The organism is Streptomyces sp. NPDC001889, assembly GCF_053594535.1.
Genome location: NZ_JBSFER010000009.1, coordinates 106036 through 122948, shown reverse-complemented (window position 1 = coordinate 122948; position 16913 = coordinate 106036). Strand labels below are relative to the sequence as shown.

At 75.0% G+C, this 16913-nt stretch carries 15 protein-coding genes; 6 read left to right on the top strand and 9 right to left on the bottom strand.

The annotated features are described in order from the left end of the window. Window positions 1-237: 237 nt before the first annotated feature. Both ACWCRA_RS12165 and ACWCRA_RS12160 read left to right on the top strand, forming a co-directional pair. Window positions 238-1437 carry a sulfite oxidase gene (locus ACWCRA_RS12165; RefSeq protein ID WP_451067382.1) on the top strand — a complete coding sequence of 400 codons (1200 nt, stop codon included), beginning with the start codon at window positions 238-240 and terminating at the stop codon, window positions 1435-1437. Window positions 1438-1487: 50 nt separating this feature from the next. After that, entirely contained in the window at window positions 1488-2666 is a 1179-nt protein-coding gene (locus ACWCRA_RS12160; RefSeq protein ID WP_451067381.1) for a pyridoxal phosphate-dependent aminotransferase, read from the top strand. A gap of 367 nt (window positions 2667-3033) precedes the next feature. Here ACWCRA_RS12160 and ACWCRA_RS12155 read toward each other — a convergent pair whose 3' ends face one another. Together ACWCRA_RS12155 and ACWCRA_RS12150 are read right to left on the bottom strand one after the other, a co-directional pair. After that, window positions 3034-3699, bottom strand: coding sequence for a DedA family protein (locus ACWCRA_RS12155; protein WP_351559548.1), 666 nt, complete (start codon window positions 3697-3699; stop codon window positions 3034-3036). Beyond that, window positions 3696-4466 (bottom strand): MBL fold metallo-hydrolase, encoded by a 771-nt coding sequence (locus ACWCRA_RS12150; protein WP_351559550.1) that lies wholly within the window; start codon window positions 4464-4466, stop codon window positions 3696-3698. Before ACWCRA_RS12150 ends, ACWCRA_RS12155 begins: the two co-directional genes overlap by 4 nt. Before the next feature lie 106 nt (window positions 4467-4572). Here ACWCRA_RS12150 and ACWCRA_RS12145 point away from each other — a divergent pair, with 106 nt between their 5' ends. From ACWCRA_RS12145 to ACWCRA_RS12130, 4 genes are all read left to right on the top strand, one after another. Continuing rightward, complete coding sequence (locus tag ACWCRA_RS12145) at window positions 4573-4977, top strand: hypothetical protein (protein WP_351559552.1); 405 nt, start codon at window positions 4573-4575, stop codon at window positions 4975-4977. An 89-nt stretch (window positions 4978-5066) separates the two neighbouring features. After that, entirely contained in the window at window positions 5067-7244 is a 2178-nt protein-coding gene (locus ACWCRA_RS12140) for a phage holin family protein (protein ID WP_451067380.1), read from the top strand. Window positions 7245-7287: 43 nt separating this feature from the next. Further along, entirely contained in the window at window positions 7288-8328 is a 1041-nt protein-coding gene (locus tag ACWCRA_RS12135) for a zinc-dependent alcohol dehydrogenase family protein (RefSeq protein WP_351559556.1), read from the top strand. Between the two features lie 218 nt (window positions 8329-8546). Then, entirely contained in the window at window positions 8547-8966 is a 420-nt protein-coding gene (locus ACWCRA_RS12130; RefSeq protein ID WP_351559557.1) for a hypothetical protein, read from the top strand. Here the strand turns inward: ACWCRA_RS12130 and ACWCRA_RS12125 are convergent. The 7 genes from ACWCRA_RS12125 to ACWCRA_RS12095 all read right to left on the bottom strand — a co-directional run bounded on the left by ACWCRA_RS12125 (window position 8956) and on the right by ACWCRA_RS12095 (window position 15829). Next, window positions 8956-9762, bottom strand: coding sequence for a helix-turn-helix domain-containing protein (locus ACWCRA_RS12125; RefSeq protein WP_351559559.1), 807 nt, complete (start codon window positions 9760-9762; stop codon window positions 8956-8958). The two genes, ACWCRA_RS12130 and ACWCRA_RS12125, sit on opposite strands and share 11 nt — an antisense overlap. 45 nt (window positions 9763-9807) lie before the next feature. Next, entirely contained in the window at window positions 9808-10236 is a 429-nt protein-coding gene (locus tag ACWCRA_RS12120; protein WP_351559561.1) for an SsgA family sporulation/cell division regulator, read from the bottom strand. Window positions 10237-10334: 98 nt separating this feature from the next. Next, window positions 10335-11801 carry an FAD-dependent oxidoreductase gene (locus ACWCRA_RS12115; RefSeq protein WP_451067379.1) on the bottom strand — a complete coding sequence of 489 codons (1467 nt, stop codon included), beginning with the start codon at window positions 11799-11801 and terminating at the stop codon, window positions 10335-10337. After that, window positions 11798-13048: an MAB_1171c family putative transporter gene (locus ACWCRA_RS12110; RefSeq protein WP_451067378.1), complete on the bottom strand. Its 1251-nt coding sequence runs from the start codon at window positions 13046-13048 to the stop codon at window positions 11798-11800. Before ACWCRA_RS12110 ends, ACWCRA_RS12115 begins: the two co-directional genes overlap by 4 nt. A gap of 8 nt (window positions 13049-13056) precedes the next feature. After that, complete coding sequence (locus ACWCRA_RS12105) at window positions 13057-13287, bottom strand: hypothetical protein (protein ID WP_451067377.1); 231 nt, start codon at window positions 13285-13287, stop codon at window positions 13057-13059. A 789-nt stretch (window positions 13288-14076) separates the two neighbouring features. Continuing rightward, window positions 14077-15237 (bottom strand): MAB_1171c family putative transporter, encoded by a 1161-nt coding sequence (locus ACWCRA_RS12100; protein WP_451067376.1) that lies wholly within the window; start codon window positions 15235-15237, stop codon window positions 14077-14079. 28 nt (window positions 15238-15265) lie between these two features. Beyond that, entirely contained in the window at window positions 15266-15829 is a 564-nt protein-coding gene (locus tag ACWCRA_RS12095; protein WP_351559923.1) for a toxin-antitoxin system, toxin component, read from the bottom strand. Between the last annotated feature and the right edge of the window lie 1084 nt (window positions 15830-16913).

The window sequence follows — 16913 nt, the reverse complement described above, 5'->3', positions numbered from 1 at the left end:
GCCCTGCCCCTAGGATCACCGCCATGGCCATCGCCCCGGACGCCGGTACGCCCGCAGTGCCCGTGTGCCGCCGCGCGCCCTCCTGTCCCCGCTGACGCACGCGGCCTCGTGCCGCCCCCGTGAGACAGCGGCCGTGATGCCCGCCGCCGTTCCCGCCGTGAGTCCTGTTCCCCGTGTCCTGTTCCCCGTGTCCCGTGCCCCGTGCACGCGGGCACCCCGTGTTCCCAGGAGACCTCCGTGCCCGCTTCCCCCGACCGCCGCCGGCTGCTGAGACTGCTCGCGGCGGCCCCGGTGACCGCGTCGGCGCTGGCCGCCGCCGGCACCGCCCCCGCGCGGGCGGTGCCCGCCCCGGCCGCCGCCGGGACGGTCAAACCGCTGCCGCCCGAGCACTTCACCGTCCACGGCACCAACGCCGAGACCGTCTTCTCCTCCCTGCGCGACACCGGAACGCTCACCCCCGCCGATCGCTTCTTCGTCCGCAACCACACCTCCACGCCCCTCATCGGCGAGCGCGACTGGAGGCTGACCGTCTGGGGCAGCGGGCTGCACGGGAGCCGGCCGGTGGAGTTCAGCTACGACCAGCTCCGCTCGATGCCCTCGGTCAGCCGCACCGCCCTCGTCGAGTGCGCGGGCAACGCCCGGAGCCACTTCGCCAGTCAGCAGGGCGAGACCGTCAGCGGCACCCCCTGGACCCTCGGCGCCGTCGGCGCGGCCCGCTGGCGCGGGGTGCCGCTCCGCGATGTCCTGCACCGCGCGGGTCTCTCCTCGACCGCCGTCGACATCATGCCCAGCGGGCTCGACGGCGAGGTCGTCAGCGGCGGAGTGAACCTCGGGCGGGTGCGCCGGCCGCTGCCCGTCGCCAAGGCCCTCGACGATGTGATCCTCGCGTACGAGATGAACGGCGAGCCCCTCCCGTACGACCACGGCTTTCCCGTCCGGGTGATCGTTCCCGCCTGGATAGGGATCGCGTCGGTGAAGTGGGTCGGTGACATCGAGGTCAGCGACACACCGCTCGCCTCGCCCTGGAACACCCAGCTCTACCGGCTCTTCGGCGCCGCCCACCCGCCCGGCGGCAGCGCGCCGCTGACCCGGCAGACCGTCAAGAGCGCCTGGGAGCTGCCGAGCGGGGCGGCGCTGGAGGCGGGCCGGAACCACCGCCTCACCGGCCGCGCCTGGTCGGCCGCCGCGCCCGTCCGGCACGTGGAGATCAGTACCGACGGCGGGGTGGGGTGGCGGCGGGCCGCGCTCCACGACACCCCGCGGCCCGGCGGCTGGGTCCGCTGGTCGGCCCAGTGGTGCCCGGGGGTCACCGGGCCCGCGCGGCTGCTCGCCCGTACCACCGACACCGCCGGGAACACCCAGCCCGAGCGGACCGTCCACAACACCCAGGGGTACCTCTTCGACGCGGTGGTGCGTCACCCCGTCACCGTCGTCTGACGCGCCGCCGCCGCCCTCCGTTTGTATAAAGGAGTCACGGAGGTGACGCCATGGCGGACACGCCCCCCGAGGGGCACGGGCCCGTCCGCTACGGCCCGGGCGTGCCCGGAACCGGTCTGCCCGTCCCCGGTGAGCTGGCCGGTGTGCTGGCCGCGGCGGCCGGTGCGCCGGGGGAGCCGCCCGGCGGCGGGGCGGTGCTGCGGGAGGCCGCGCGCGGGTACTGGTGGCGGCGCGGGCTGCACAGTGCCGCCGAGGACCTGGTGGCCGCCGCCGGGCCGCAGCCGCTGCTCCTCGCGCTCCTCGGCGCGTACACCGGGGACGACGCGCGGGGCGGCGACGTCCTGATGTCGCGCCCCTGCCCCGCGTGGTGGGCCCCGCAGGCCCGGCTGCTGGGGAGGGGCGCGTACCGGGTCCCGACCCCCGCCGAGTGCGGCGGGGTGCCCGATCCGTTCGCGCTGCTGGAGACCGTGCGGCGGGTGCGGGCGGAGGGGGGTGCGCCCAGGGTGCTGCTGCTCTCCGTCGCGGACGATCCGACCGGGACGGTGGCACCGCCGGAGACCGTGCGCGAGACGTGCGAGGCGGCGGTGGGGGAGGGGCTGCACATCATCAGCGACGAGAGCTGGCGGGACACGGTGCACCGGCCGCGCGAGACGGTGCTGGTGAGCCCCGCGGAGATGTGCCCCGGCGACGTGACCGTCCTCAGCGACCTGGCGGGCGCGCTGCTGCCGCCGTCCTGGCCCGCCGCCGTCGCCCGCTTTCCGCCGACCGCGGCGGGGGCGGCGCACCGGGACCGGGTGCTGGACTTCCTCGCCGCGCTCGGGGCGGCGGTGGCGGGGCCCGTCGCGGCGGCGGCGGCGCACGCGCTCGACGAGCCCGGGGGGCTGGTCGGGCTGCGGGAGCGGGGGGTCGAGGGGTACGCCCGGGTGGGGGCCGAGGTGCACCGGGCGGTGCTCGCCTGCGGCGGGCTGGCCAGGCCGCCGGTGGCGGGGCGGCATCTGTACGCGGATTTCGGGCCGCTGCGGGAGGGGTTGGGGTGGTGCGGGGTGGGGGACTCCATGGAGCTGGAGGAGTATCTGTCGGCGCGGCTGGGGGTGCCTGTGCCCGGGGGGCACCGCTTCGGCGATGAACTCGGCGCCCTGCGGGCCCGCCTGCCGACGGCGCCTTTCCTGTCCGCCGCCCTCCTGCCTCACCTCACCACAACCCTGACGCCCCACGCCTCGAACTCTTGATTCGCGCCTCAGCTCCCTCTGCGAGGTGCCTCCGGCGGGGCCGGGTGGATTGCTCAGCTCGGCGGCGGGGCTGAGCAAACCCAGCCGGTCTGGGGGCACCTCCCGGAGGCGGCTCTGGGGGAGTTTGAGGACGTGCCCTGCACCCCGGGTGGCCCGAGCATTCTCAGCGTGTCCGGCGTTTGAGGACGGACCCTGGTCCACAGGTGCCCGCACGGTGCGGGTCCCGGTCGGGGGCCGGCCCCCGAACCCCCGCTCCTCAATCGCCGGAGGGGCTGGATTTCGTGCCCCGGCTCTCCGGCGGGGCCGGGCAAAACCAGCCCGGCCCGGGGCGCCTCCCGGAGGTCGCTTGAGGACGAACCCCGCGGGGTCAGGCGGGGCGGCCCTGGCTGCCGGGGGTGGGGCGGCGGAGGCGGCGCCAGAGGATCGGGGCGCCGCTGATCGCCACCGTCAGCGCCACCGCCACCACCACCCCCTTCCACGCCTGGTCGAACAGCACCCCACCCAGAATCCCGATCAGCTGATACGTCACCGCCCACGCCAGACACGCCGGCACATCCCCCCGCACAAAACTCCGCAGCGGCATCCGCGCCAGCAGACACGCCATCATCACCGGAATCCGCCCCGCCGGAATCAGCCGGGAGAGCACCAGCACCGCCACCCCGTGATCCTCCAGCTTCCGCCGCGCCTGCTCCAGCCGCTCCTCCGGCGCATGGCTCCGCAGCTGCTCCAGCCAGCGGGAGCCGTTCCTGGAGCGCACCCCGCGCTGCCCGAGCCAGTACAGCGTCACATCCCCGAGGAGCGCCGCGCCCGCCGCCACCAGGAAGATGAACAGCAGCGTCAGCGGCGACGACTGATGGAAGGCCACCACCGCCGCCGAGCTGACCACCGCCCCCGTCGGCACCACCGGCACCAGCGCCCCCAGGGCCACCAGCAGAAAGATCGACGGGTACCCCACCGCCTGCTGGGTGGACTCCGGCGGCAGCGCCGCCAGGAACTCCGAGACCCGCCCCACCGCGTCCGACAGCGAACTCACCGTGCGGCCTCCGGCCTGAACCGTTCCCCGTGCCCCAGCCGGCACACCGACACCCCGGGCGCGAGCACGGCGGCCTTCCGCACGAACTCGTCGCCCGGGGCGTAGAACTCATGCGGCCGGACCCCGTCCATCCCGATCGGCCAGTACGTCCCGTAATGCACCGGAACCGCCCATCTCGGTCTCAGTGCCGCGAGCGCCAGCGCCGCGCGGCCCGCGTCCAGGTGGCCATGGCCCAGATAGGGCCCCCACCCGCCGACCGGCAGCAGCGCCGTGTCCACCTCGCCGACCTCCTCGGCCATCGAGTCGAAGAGCCCGGTGTCCCCGGCGAAGTACGTCCGTGTCTCCCCGCTGATCACGAACCCGAGCGCGGGCGAGCGCTGCGGGCCGACCGGCAGCCTGCGCCCGTCGTGCCGCGCCGGCACCGCCCGTACCGTCAGCCGCCCCACCCGCACCTCGTCCCCGGGCCCCACCTCGCTCACCCGCAGCCCCAGCCGGGTCACCCCCGGCACCGCCCGCGCGGCCCCGCGCGGCACGATCAGCCGCGTCCCGGGCGCCAGCCGGCCCAGCGACGGCAGATGCAGATGGTCGGAGTGCAGATGCGAGACCAGCACGGCGTCCGCCTCCGCCGCCTCGGGCGGCGGCACCGCCCCGCACCGCCGCCGCAGATGCGCGAGCCGCCGGACGAACAGCGGATCGGTCAGCACCCGGGTCCCGGAGTCCTCGACCGTGCAGGTGGCATGACCCCACCAAGTGACCTCCACCGGCACGCGACCCTCCCAGCTCCCGACGCTTTCCCTACGAGCCTATGGCCTGACCGGCCCGCCCGGCCGGGGGATAGGCTCGGCGCGAACGACGAGAGCAGGGTGAACGACCATGAACGGCTTACGCGTGGCGACCATCGCCAGCCTGACCCCCCTCGAAGAGCTGGACCGGGAACCCTTCCTGGTCGACACCCGGGGCCAGCAGGCCATGTGCGCCCGCTGGGCGGCCGAGCGCGGCCACACCGTCACCAGACACCTCCTCTTCTACGGGCTCCGCCCCGACCACCGGGGACTGTGGGCCGATGTGGACGACGGCCAGGTCGATCTCTTCCTCGTCCCCACCGGGAAGGTGCTGGCCCGCGCCCTGACCTCGGTGGCCGACTTCGCCGCCGAGTGCGCGCGCCGGGGCGTACCGCTGGAGACGGCGGGCGAGGACGAGCCGGTGTACGACGCCGCCATGAAGGCGGATGTCCACCGCCGGCTCTCCATGCCGACCGCCGGCTACGACGGCTGCTGACCGCCCCGCCCCCTCGCGCCACCCCTCCCCGTCCCGAGCGGTCCGCGCGCTGTGCCACGCTGGAGGACGATTCGGGACGAGGTGACGGTGTGACCGCAGGGCGATGGCGCAGGGCGGGGAGTGCCCTGCTGCGGGTGGTCGTGGTGTGGGCGGTCTCCACGCTGACGATGCTGGCGCTCGCCGGTGCCCTGCCGGACTTCCGGCTCCAGGGCCCCGACGGCGACAGCGTCACCCGCACCGCGCTGACCGCCGCCTGGGGCGCCGGGGCCTTCGGCCTGCTCACCGCGCTGGTCTGGCCGCTGGTGGTGCGCGCCCTGCTGCTGGTGCCCGCCCTCGTCCTCGGTCTGCTGGTCTTCTTCCTCAACGGCTCGCTGCTGCTGATCGCCCTGCGGCTGATCCCCGACGGGCGCGGCGACGCGGCCCCCGAGACGGCCGTCGTCGTCGCCGCGGTGATGTCGGCCGTCGCCTCCGCCACCTCCACCGCGCTCGCCGTGCGCGACGACACCGCCTACCGGCGCAGGCTCTCCCGGCTCGCCACCCGCCGCAGACGCCGCGCCGGGCAGGCCGGCGGCGACCCGGCCTGCCCGGGAATGCTCTTCCTCCAGCTCGACGGCGTCGGCCACGAGGTGCTGCTGCGCGCCGCCAAGGACGGGCTGATGCCCACCGTCGCCCACTGGCTCGACGGCACCCACCGGCTCACCCCCTGGCGCACCGACTGGTCCAGCCAGACCGGCGCCAGCCAGCTGGGCATCCTCCACGGCTCCAACCACGACGTCCCCGCCTTCCGCTGGTACGAGAAGGACCGCGGCCGGATCATGGTCAGCAACCGGCCCGCCAGCGCCGTCGAGCTCCAGCGCCGCGCCATCGAGCGGACCGGCGACGGAGGGCTGCTCACCTTCGACGGCGCGAGCCGGGGGAACCTCTTCAGCGGCGGGGCTGACCAGGTCGCCCTGGTGCTCTCCGTCTCCACCCGGCGCGGCCGGGCCAACCGCTCCCGGGCCGGCTACTTCGTCTACTTCTCCGACCCCGCGAACGCGGTCCGCACCGCGATCTCCTTCGTCGCCGAAGTGGTCCGTGAGCTGCGCCAGTCCACCCGTGCCCGGCTGCGCGGCGACACACCGAGGGTCCCGCGCGGCGGTCTCTACCCCTTCATCCGGGCGTTCGCCACCGTCGTCTCGCGCGATGTGGTGGTCGCCGCGGTGATCGGGGACATGCTGGCCGGCCGCACCTCCGTCTACGCCGACCTCGTCGCCTACGACGAGGTCGCCCACCACTCCGGGCCGCACAGCCGGGACGCGGGCCGGGTGCTCCAGTCCCTGGACCGCTCCCTCACCCTGATCTCCCAGGTCGCCGAGCACGCGCCGCGCGGCTACCGGATCGTGCTCCTCTCCGACCACGGACAGAGCCCCGGGGAGACCTTCGAGAGCGCCTACGGACTCACGCTGAAGGATCTTGTACGGGCCGGGTGCGGGCTGCCGGTGTCGCGGCGCGCCGAGCGCTCCCGGTGCGGCGCCGAGGCCCGGGACGCGGCCGGGGACGCTCTGCGCGGAGCCCTCCACCGGCGGCTGGCCGAGGGCGACCCGCTGCCCGAGGCGGGCCCGGACGCCGAGCCGGTCGTCCTCGCCTCGGGCAACCTCGCCCTGATCTCCTTCCCGGATGTGCCCGGACGCCTCAGCCGCGAACAGATCGAGGCCCGTCACCCCGCCCTGCTGAGCACCCTGGCCGACCACCCCGGCATCGGCTTCCTGCTGGTGCGCAGCGAACGGCACGGCTCGGTGGTGCTGGGCGCCGGCGGGGTCGAGGTGCCGATCGCGGAGCTGACCGACGACGGGCCGCTCGCCGGTTTCGGCAAGGGCGCGGCCGACGCCGTGCGCCGCACCGACACCTTCCCCCATGTCGCCGACATCATGGTCAACTCGATGTACGAGCCGGAGACCGGCCGGGTGCACGCCTTCGAGGAGCAGATCGGCTCGCACGGCGGCCTCGGCGGCGAGCAGTCCCAGCCGTTTCTGCTCTATCCGGCGGATCTCTCCCCGCCCGTCGACGACGGCGCCGAACTCGTCGGCGCGGAGAGTGTGCACCGGGTGCTGCGGCACTGGCTGCGGGAGTGCGCGGGACCCCAGGTGCCGGTGCCTCCCTCCGACGGCCCGGACAGCGCTGAGGGCTCCGGCCCGAACGGCCCGAACGGCCCGAACGGCCCGAACGGCCCGAACGGCCCGGACAGCCCGGTCGGCCCGGGCGGCTCGGATAGCGTGGGCGCGAGCTGAAGCACCGCCGCAGGCCCCCGCAGCCCAGCCGAGGAGGTTTCCCGTGCGCGCCGTTGTGTTCGAGGAGTTCGGTGGTCCGCTCTCGGTGACGGAGGTGCCCGACCCGCGGCCGGCACCCGGTGGCGCGGTGGTCCGTGTCGAGGCCACCGGGCTGTGCCGCAGCGACTGGCACGGCTGGATGGGCCACGACACCGGGATAGCCCTGCCGCATGTGCCCGGCCACGAGCTGTCCGGAGTGGTCGCGGCGGTGGGCGCCGGGGTGCTGCGGTGGCGGCCGGGCGACCGGGTCACCGTGCCGTTCATCTGCGCGTGCGGCCGGTGCGAGCCCTGTGCCCGGGGCGCGCAGCAGGTGTGCGAGCGGCAGCGGCAGCCCGGGTTCACCGACTGGGGGTCGTTCGCCCAGTACGTCTCCCTGCACCGGGCCGACACTAATCTGGTCGCCCTGCCCGAAGCGCTCTCCTTCGCCACGGCGGCGGCCCTGGGCTGCCGCTTCGCCACCGCCTTCCGCGCGGTGACCGGACCGGGCCGGGTGCGGGCGGGGGAGTGGGTCGCGGTGCACGGCTGCGGCGGGGCCGGCCTCTCGGCGGTGATGATCGCCGCCGCCTGCGGGGCCCGGGTGGTCGCGGTCGACATCTCCCCGGGCGCGCTGGAGCTGGCCCGGGCCTGTGGCGCCGAGGTCTGTGTGGACGCGGCCTCCGGCGAGAGCGTGCCGGCGGCGGTCCGCTCGGCCACCGGCGGCGGCGCCCATCTCTCCCTGGACGCCCTGGGCTCCCCGGTGACCTGCCTCAACTCCCTGGAGAGCCTGCGGCCCCAGGGCCGCCACGTGCAGGTGGGCCTGCTGCCCGCCGGGGTCCATCTCCCGCTGGACCGGGTGGTCGCGCTGGAGCTGGAGATCCTCGGCAGCCACGGCATGGCCGCCCACGCCTACCCGGCGATGATGTCCCTGGTCGCGACCGGTGCGCTCCGGCCCGAGCTGCTGATCACCGGTGAGCTGGGGCTGCACGGCGCGCCGGACGCCCTGGCGGCGCTGGGTGCGTCCCCGGTGCCGGGCATCACGGTGATCCGCCCGCAGCACCAGGACTGACCCGCGCCCTGATCCGCGCCGGGACCGGGCCGCGCCGGGCGCCGGCCCCGGGTCCCGCCCGCGTACGCACCGGGGACGCCGCCCGCCATTACCCCGCGCGTCATCGACCGGCCCCCACTCCGTCGAGCACTGTGGTGCGGACGGAACCCGGGCGGCGCACTCCGCCCGGGTTCCCTCCCCGACCAGGCGCCACAACCCCCGACGGAGGCCGATCCGCCATGACCGCCACGCTTCTCACCGGTATCGCCCGCACCACCGAGCCGGGGACCGCGCTCCGCCGCTTCCTGGCCCTCGACGCCGTGGTGACCGGGGTCAACGGGCTCGTCTGTCTCGTCGCCCCGGGCCCCCTCGCCCGGCTCCTCGGCCTCGACCGGAGTCTTCTCCTGGTGCTCGGCGCCGCGCTGCTCCTCTACGCGGCCGGTGTCGCCGCCGTCGCCGCCCGCCCCCGGCCCGCCGGCCTCGCCGTCCGGGCCGTCGTCGAGGCCAATCTGCTGTACGCCGCCGTCAGCGTCGCCGCGCTCGCCCTCTGGCTCGACCCGACCACGGCGGGCGCCGTCTGGATTCCGGTCCAGGCGCTGACCGTGGCCGCTCTCGCCGTGCTCCAGTTCTCCGCGCTGCGCGCCCGCGCTACGGAGTGAGGGAGCGCAGATACGCGACGGTCGCCGGGTCCGCCGGCAGCATGGTCTCGATGGCCAGCTCGGCGACCGTCACATCCATCGGTGTGTTGAACGTCGAGATCGACGACACGAACGACAGCACCCGCCCCTCGTGCTCGACCACCATCGGCAGGGCGAAGTACGGGTACGGAAACGTCTCGTCCCCGCTCCGGCCGTCGCCGCCCTCCGGCACCGGGTAGGCGGCGACCTCCTCGTACAGCTCCCGCAGGGCGTCGGAGCGGACCAGGGCGATCTGGCGCTCCATCTGGTGCAGCAAGTGGCCGCGCCACTCCCGCAGATTGCGGATGCGCGGGGCGAGCCCCTCGGGGTGGAGCGTGATCCGCATCGCGTTGAGCGGCGGGGTCAGCAGATGCTCCGCCACACCGTCCAGCAGCATCGTGATCCCCCGGTTGGCCGCCACCACCCGGTACAGGCCGTCCACGACCAGCGCCGGATAGGGCTCATAGCCCCGGAGCAGCCGGTCCAGGGCCTCCCGCAGCGTCCCCATCGAGGGGTCGTCGAGCGGGGTCTCCGCGTACCGGGGGGCGTAACCGGCGGCGAGCAGGAGGGAGTTGCGCTCCCGGACGGGGACGTCCAGATGCTCCGCCAGCCGCAGCACCATCTCCTCGCTGGGGCGCGAACGGCCCGTCTCCACGAAGCTGATGTGGCGCGCCGACGAGTCCGCGCGCAGCGCCAGTTCCAGCTGGCTCACCCGCCGGCGCTCCCGCCAGCCGCGCAGCAGAGGGCCGACACCCGTACGGGTCACCGCAGTCGTCATGTCCAGACCGTAGTACGGCGCGCGGCCCGGGTGGCCCGAGGGGGGTCAGTCCTGCCAGTCCCGCGCATCGCTCAGCAGCGCCGCCACGGTCCCGTCGATGTCCAGGGCGCCGGCCTCCAGATCGGCCGGGACCGCCGCGTAGGTGCGGAGGAGGAAGTGGCGCAGCCGCCCGGTGGAGAACCGCAGCAGCGCCACTCCCTGCGACGACCGCAGCTCCACCGCCGTCCGGCCCCGGCCGCAGGGCCGGACGCGCACATCGCCCACGCCCGAGGGGGCCCGCAGCCCCGCCTCCAGCAGCGCTCGGGCGAAAGTCCAGGTCACCCCGGTGCCATTGAGCGACATGTCCGCGGAGAAGGTCATATGGACCGCGAGCGGGTCGTGCGCGCCGTAGGTCAGCCACACCGTCAGCGGGACGGGCCGAGGGGCGTCGCTGATGAGCTGGGCCGGGATGGGCTGTTCGACCGTGGGAATCACCGGGCGCTCCTCTGCTGCGGGTACAACTCCTCGCCCGTAAGACGGGGTTCGGGCCGCACCCGGCAGCACTCCGGCGCCACCAAGTGATGTGACGTGTATCACATGTCATGGGGTTCGAGGGGGAACCCGGTCAGCGGTGGGCTCCCTCCCCCCGAGACGATCTTCAGCTCCTCCTCCGTCAGCGGCGGGCCCGTCAGCGGCGACCGGCCGGGACCGCGCAGGGCGGCCACCACGATGTCCGGGTGCAGCCAGGACGACAGCGGCCGGGAGAGGGTGATCACATCGAGGAAGGCCCGGGTGAGCCGGGCGCGCCCCGTCGCCCCGTACGTCAGCCGGGTGGCGTAACGGTTCACCAGAGCCGATCCCGCGACCGGCCCCTGCCCGACCGCACCCGGGTACTGGATGTCCGTGGACGTCGCCAGATCCCAGGCGACGGAGACCGGCCGGGAGACGGCCCGCTGCACCCGGCGGGCGAACCCCGGCTCGTCGGGGCGGTGGCGCAGCAGCGCGCCGCGCAGCCCCACCAGCCCCTGCGCCGCGACGCTCATGCCCTGCCCGTACACCGGGTTGTAGGTGGCCACCGAGTCACCGACCGCGATGAACCCCTCCGGCCAGCGCGGGGCCCGCTCGAACCAGCGGCGCCGGTTGACCGTGGAGCGCGTCACCGCGACCTCGTCCGAGAGCGGCACCGCCCGCGAGATCAGCTCGCCCACGACGGGATGGCGCACCGCCGAGCGGGCGTACGGCTCGAACTCCTCCGGGTCCGCCGACGGCCGGCCGCCCCGGGTGCCCGAGAGCGTCACCATCCAGAGGCCGCCCTCCACCGGGACCAGCGTCGCCGTCCGGCCCGGGACCGGATCGCCGGGGTTCGCCTGGACATTGACGACGGGGAAGTCCCCGCTGTTCGCCGGGGCCCGGTAGAGCCGGGTCGCGTACACCAGACCCGAGTCGACCCGGCCCTCCTCGATGCCGCCGACGCCCAGCTCACCGAGCCAGCCCACGGCCCGCGAGCCCTGGCCGCAGGCGTCGACGACCAGATCGGCGGCCAGCGTCAGCTCCCGGCCCCCCGGGCCGCTCACCCGCACCCCCGTCACCCGGTCGGCGGAGCCCGCCAGCGACTCCACCGCGAACCCCTGGAGCAGGGTCACCGCCGGCCGTCCCAGCACCTGCTCGCGGAGGACCGAGTCCAGCAGATCCCGGGTGCACGCGATGGTGAACTGCGTCTGCGGCCACCGTCGGAACCAGCCCTGCGAGGAGAGCGTGACCAGCCCCGTCGGCAGCGGAATCCGCCGCGCCCCCGCCGCGATCCAGCGCTCGGTGATCCCGGGTATCAGCTCCTCGAAGGCACGGGCCCCGCCGGACCAGAGCAGATGGGTGTGGCGGGCCTGCGGCAGCGAGCGGCGCGGCACCGGGCCGTCGGGGAGCACATCGCGCTCGACGACGGTGATCTCGTCCACCAGGCCGTCCATGGCCGCGGCGGTGAGCATGCCCGCCAGCCCGCCGCCGAGGACGACGGCGCGGCTGCGGGGCCTCTCGCCGGCACGGACACGGGCGGGGCTCGTCATCGGGTCCTGGTCTCCGCGTTCTGTGAGGGGGAGGGGCCCGGCGGCTGACCGGCCGCCGGCGGGGAGGGTGCGGCGGCGCCGCGGACGGCCTCGGTCAGCAGCGGGGAGCGCATCCCCCGGGAGAGCTGCACCAGCCGGTCGCGCCCCGGGGCGAGAGCCGCGGTGAGCGCGTCCGCGCCGGCCTGGACATGCTCCTCGTCCTCCGCCGGGGGCACGGCGTCACCGCGCGAGCCCACCGCCGCCATCACCATCGCCGCGACCCCCACGATCACCGCCTGCGGGCCCGGCGCGCCGCCCGCGAGCACCGACTCGTACGCCCGCTGCCGCACCCGGTCGTCCAGGAACGGCTGGAGCCTGAGCAGTTCGTCGTGGATCGCCGTCTCCCGCACGGTGAGCCGCAGCCCGGCCGGGGCCCACCAGGGGATGTCCGGCAGCGGAGGGCGGACGCCCGGCGCGGAGCGCAGATACCGGGCCAGCGGGCCCAGTCGCGCGTACGTCAGCCAGGCCCGGCGCACCCCGGTGAGCCTCGGGCCCAGCAGCGGCAGCAGAAAGCCCACGGTCAGCACCAGACCGCCGGTCGCGGCCAGCGGCGGGGCCACGGTGGTGCTCAGGGTGGACCAGTCGCGGCCGGTCCACCGCGCCACCACCGCCGTCAGCTTGGCGATCCCGAAGGCCAGATTGAAGGCCAGCCCGACCACCAGCACCACCAGGCCCAGCCGCAGCCAGTGCGCCACCGCCCGGGCCCAGCGCAGACACATCACGACCGTCACCGCGGCGGCGGCGATGTGCGCCACCAGATAGGTGACGATCATCTCCCGGATGAACGGGGTTCCCGCGTAGTACGTGTCGAAGTCCCGCAGCCGCTCCACCCCGGCGTCGCCCGCCAGGAAGAGCAGCGGCAGCGCCGCCATGGCCGCTCCGTACGCCGCGATCCACCGCCGGGAGCTGCGGCGGACCCGCTCCTCCGGGCCGCCGCGCCAGTTGACGATCAGCACCAGACAGGCACAGCTGAAGGAGCACATGATGCAGTAGACCAGCGGGGCCGAGAGATTGGTGACCCCGGTGATCCGGTTCACCGCCGCGATGGTCGGCGGGGCGGCGAAGAAGAAACAGATCGCCGCCGTGAAGAGCAGGAACAGCACCGAGCGCACCATCGGGTCGTGCCGTCCGCGCCGCAGCGCGGGCAGTTTGGCGGCGAAGGCGATCCCGAGGGCGATGGCGGGGACGTAGTAGTCGCTGTTGCGCATGGGAGGAATCAGCCCTGGCGGTGCCCGAGGGAGTCCTGGATGCGCTGGGCGACGCCGCTGCGCGGGGCCCGGCCGGGCGGGCGCTCCAGCCAGCGGCGCAGCTGGGCGCCCAGCTCCAGACCGAAGGTCTCCGCCTCGGTCTCCTGGGCCTGCCGGAAGTCGGTGCGGGCCGCCAGGCTCTGGACGGCCGCGTCCAGCCCGCCGTCCGCGCCCCCGCCGGGCGCCTCGGCGCCGGTCACCAGGCGCGCCGCCGCCGCCGGACCCGCCGGGGGGGGGGGGGGGGCCCCGCGGGGGGGGGGGGGGGGGGGGGGGGGGGGCGGGACCGGCATACCCATTACGGCCCCAACCGGCGCACTCTCCGGCGCGCGCCGCCCCGGCCGTGCCGTGGTGCCCGCTGTGGCCCGCGACCATGTGCCAGACCTCGTGCCCGAAGATGATCAGCTGGTGGACGGGGTGGGTGCCGGCCTGGACGCAGATGACATCGCGGTCCGCCATGTCGAGATAGAGCCCGCTCGCCGTCTGCGGCGGGAAGTCCACGAAACGCAGCACCACCGGCCTGCCCCGGCGCTCGGCGAGCCGGGCGCACAGCGCGGCGAAGACTTCCTCCGGTCCGGTGGGCCCGGCCTGTTCGAGAGCGCCCGCGAGATCCTCACGGAGCTGGCGCATGGCGCTCCTGGTGCCCACTGCACTCTCCCCCGGCTCGATCGGCGGCTCAGCCTGGCACCACACCGTACAGAGGGTTCGGTGCGGGGTCTCGGGTGCCCGGCGAGGTTGCGAGTTTTCCGGACACGATCAGGGCGTGTCAGCCACGCGGCGGGGCTCCGGACGGTCCGCGACGAGCCGGAGAGTGCGCCGGTTGGGGCCGTAATGGGTATGCCGGTCCCACCCGCCGGCGCGGAACGGGCGCGACCTCGCGCCGCGCCCGGCTCCTCCGAACCTTTGGCGGGATTCTGCTGGCCGCTCCATCCCCGGGGAACCCGGGGGCCTCCGGCGCCGTCGAACCGGACCCGGGACCGCGCCCCGGCGGATCAGCCCCGCGACGGGGCGGCGCGCCGCAGCACCTCGTGGACCAGCGGTGAGGAGCGCAGCGCGAGCGACATCTCCACGAGATCGTCCGCCCGGGTGGACGGCTGCGCGGGCCGGGCACCGGGGGAGAGTTCGGTCCGGCCCGGGTCCGCCGCACAGGCGTCGCCCGCCGCGGCGATCATCGCCGCGTCCGCGAGAATCCCCGCCCGCGCGGGGCAGTGCCCGAGCGCCAGGGCGCGCGCGTGCACCTCCTCGTACACCCCGGTGTCGAAGTACGGCCGCAGGAAGATGATCCCGTCGTGGATCGCGGCCTCCCGCCGGATCAGCCGCAGCTCCAGCGAGGCCCAGGGGCCGATCGTCACCGAGGGGCCGCCCTGGCACGCCGAGCCGGTCAGCCGGCCCGCCAGCGGGCCGAGCCTGCGGTAGCGCACGGCGGTGCGCCAGCCGATGCCGAGACGCTGGGCCACCAGCGGCAGCACGAAACCGCCGCCGACCAGCGGGGCGGCGACGGAGACCAGGGGCGGGGCCACCGAGGTGCTGAGCCCGTCCCAGTCGCGGCCGGCCCAGCGGGCCGCCACCGCGGCGAGTTTGACGCCGTCGAAACCGAGATTGAGGACATAGCCGACGACGATCAGCACCAGACCCGCCCGCAGCACCCCGGTGACCCGCCGCGACCAGCGCCAGCACAGCACCGCCGTCACCACCGCCGCGACCGCGTGCGCCAGCAGATAGAGGACGATCATCTCGCGGATGAACGGGGTGGTGGCGTAGTGGGTGTCGAAGTCCCGCAGCCGCTCCTCTGGCGCCTCGCCGAGCAGGAACATGGTGTTCAGCGCGAGGATCACCGCGCTGTAGGCGATCACACACATCCGGGAGGTCCGGCGGGTGGTGTCCGTGGTGCCGCCGCGCCAGATGACGATGAGAATGAGACAGGCGCCGCTGAAGGCGGTGATCGCGCTGTAGACCACGGGCGCGGCGAGGTTGGGGACACCGCTGATCCGGTTGATCGCCGCGATCGTCGGCACCGCGGCGAGCAGGAAGACCAGCCCGCCCATCAGGAGCAGCCCGCAGACGGCCCCCAGCAGGATGTCCTGCCGGTTGCGGCAGAGCGCGGGCAGCTTCAGCAGAAACGCGCCGAAGAGCAGCACGGCCGGGATGATCATGCCGGCGTTCCCCATCGGCCACCGGCTCTCAGCGGGCCTCGGCGGGGCGGGTCACGCCGCGCGGCGCGCGGTGCCCGAGCGAGGCGTGTATCCGGGCGGCCACCCCGCCCTGGGGCGGGGCGCCGGAGCCCGCCCGGCACTCCAGCAGCGGGCGCAGCTCGGTGCCGAGCATCAGCCCGAACAGCTCCGCAGCGCTCTCCTCGGCGCCGCCGAAGCCGGAGCGGGCGGCGGTGTCGGCGATCATCTCGCGCAGGCCCGCGAGATCCGGGAGCGCGGCTCCCGACACCAGGGCCCGCGCGGCGCCGTCCGCGTGGCCGCCCCGGTGGCCGGCGTGCATGTGCCAGATCTCATGGCCGGTGATGACCAGTTGGTGCTGGGGCGGGGCGCTCTCCTCGACCACGATCAGATCGTGGTCGCCCCGGTCCGACCAGAGCCCGCTGACGGTTCCCGGCGGGAAGTGCCGGAACACGATGCGGACCTCGCGCCGCCGCTGCGCGCTCAGATTCGCGGCGAGGGCCCCGAAGACCGAGGCGGGCTCGGCGGGAACGGACAGCCGCAGACTTCCCGCCAGCCGCGCGCACAGCCGGCGCATCTCCCTCTTCCTGCCGCACACAGCACCCCACCCCGTCCGACCCCGTCCCCGACGCGGGCCCGAGGCCCCGCGTCCTGCAATCACCCCTGGTGCCGGTGCACTTCGGGCGACTTCCCCCGCGCAACCGTACTTCGTACACGTGTACCCCGCGCACGACGGTCTCCCAAGTCGCCACCACCGGGCCAGCCTCCGGGGGCCCTCAGGCTCTGGCGCGGTGACAGCCTGAGGGGGTGCGTATGGGGTGATGTGTGATGTACGGGGGAATGTCTGCCGAATCGCCCCCCAGGGGTGCCCTTTCAGGGGTTCGCTTGGGTTCGCTGGGGGCGGGGTGCCGCGTCCACGCGGCCTCGCCGGTGCTTGAGGCGGACCTTGGCCAGGGCCTTGCCGGGGGCTGGGGCGCACCGCCCCGGCCGCGCCGGCGTTCGTGCCGCGCCACTTCAGCCTCTCCCGGCTTGAGCCGCGCCCTCTCAATCCCTCCGGGCGAGCCGAGGCACGCAATCCCACCCCGCCGGCGCTTCGGGCGCACCACTCCAGCCCCTTCGGCGTTCGTGCCGCGCCCCCCTCGGCTCCGCCGGCGACTGAGCCGCACCCTTTCAGTCTCGTCGGCGTTTCAGGCGCACCCCTTCAGCCTGCCCCGTGTTTTTGGGTCGCACCCTTTCAGCCCCGCTGGCGACCTGAGCAAACCCAGCCCCGCCGGCGTTTGAGGCGCGGGGGTTCGGGGGCCGGCCCCCGACCGTGGCCCGCAGGGTGCGGGGTCCTGTCGCACAGGGTCCGTCCTCAATCGCCGGACGGGCTTGGTTTGTGCGGGTCTCCTGTGGTGCGGGGGCCGGGCTCAATCGCCGGACGGGCTGGGTTTGTCGGTCTGTGCGGGTCTCCTGTGGTGCGGGGGCCGTCCTCAATCGCCGGACGGGCTGGGTTGGTGCGGGTCTCCTGTGGTGCGGGGGCCGGGCTCAAGTTCCTCCGGAGTTGCCTCTGGGAGGTGCCCCCGGACGGGCTGGATGGCTCGGGTCGGCGGTGACAGGGGGGGGCCGGTCCCCAGCTCCCCCAGGGCTGCCTCCGGGAGACGCCCCCGGGAGTGCCCGGG

What these genes read in the sequence shown, in the direction of transcription:
- ACWCRA_RS12100 (WP_451067376.1), bottom strand. Translation starts at nt 15,237, where the DNA reads ATGATCATCCCGGCCGTGCTGCTCTTCGGCGCGTTTCTGCTGAAGCTG.
- ACWCRA_RS12110 (WP_451067378.1), bottom strand. Translation starts at nt 13,048, where the DNA reads ATGCGCAACAGCGACTACTACGTCCCCGCCATCGCCCTCGGGATCGCC.
- ACWCRA_RS12095 (WP_351559923.1), bottom strand. Translation starts at nt 15,829, where the DNA reads ATGCGCCGGCTGTGCGCGCGGCTGGCGGGAAGTCTGCGGCTGTCCGTT.
- ACWCRA_RS12125 (WP_351559559.1), bottom strand. Translation starts at nt 9,762, where the DNA reads ATGACGACTGCGGTGACCCGTACGGGTGTCGGCCCTCTGCTGCGCGGC.
- ACWCRA_RS12115 (WP_451067379.1), bottom strand. Translation starts at nt 11,801, where the DNA reads ATGACGAGCCCCGCCCGTGTCCGTGCCGGCGAGAGGCCCCGCAGCCGC.
- ACWCRA_RS12145 (WP_351559552.1), top strand. Translation starts at nt 4,573, where the DNA reads ATGAACGGCTTACGCGTGGCGACCATCGCCAGCCTGACCCCCCTCGAA.
- ACWCRA_RS12160 (WP_451067381.1), top strand. Translation starts at nt 1,488, where the DNA reads ATGGCGGACACGCCCCCCGAGGGGCACGGGCCCGTCCGCTACGGCCCG.
- ACWCRA_RS12130 (WP_351559557.1), top strand. Translation starts at nt 8,547, where the DNA reads ATGACCGCCACGCTTCTCACCGGTATCGCCCGCACCACCGAGCCGGGG.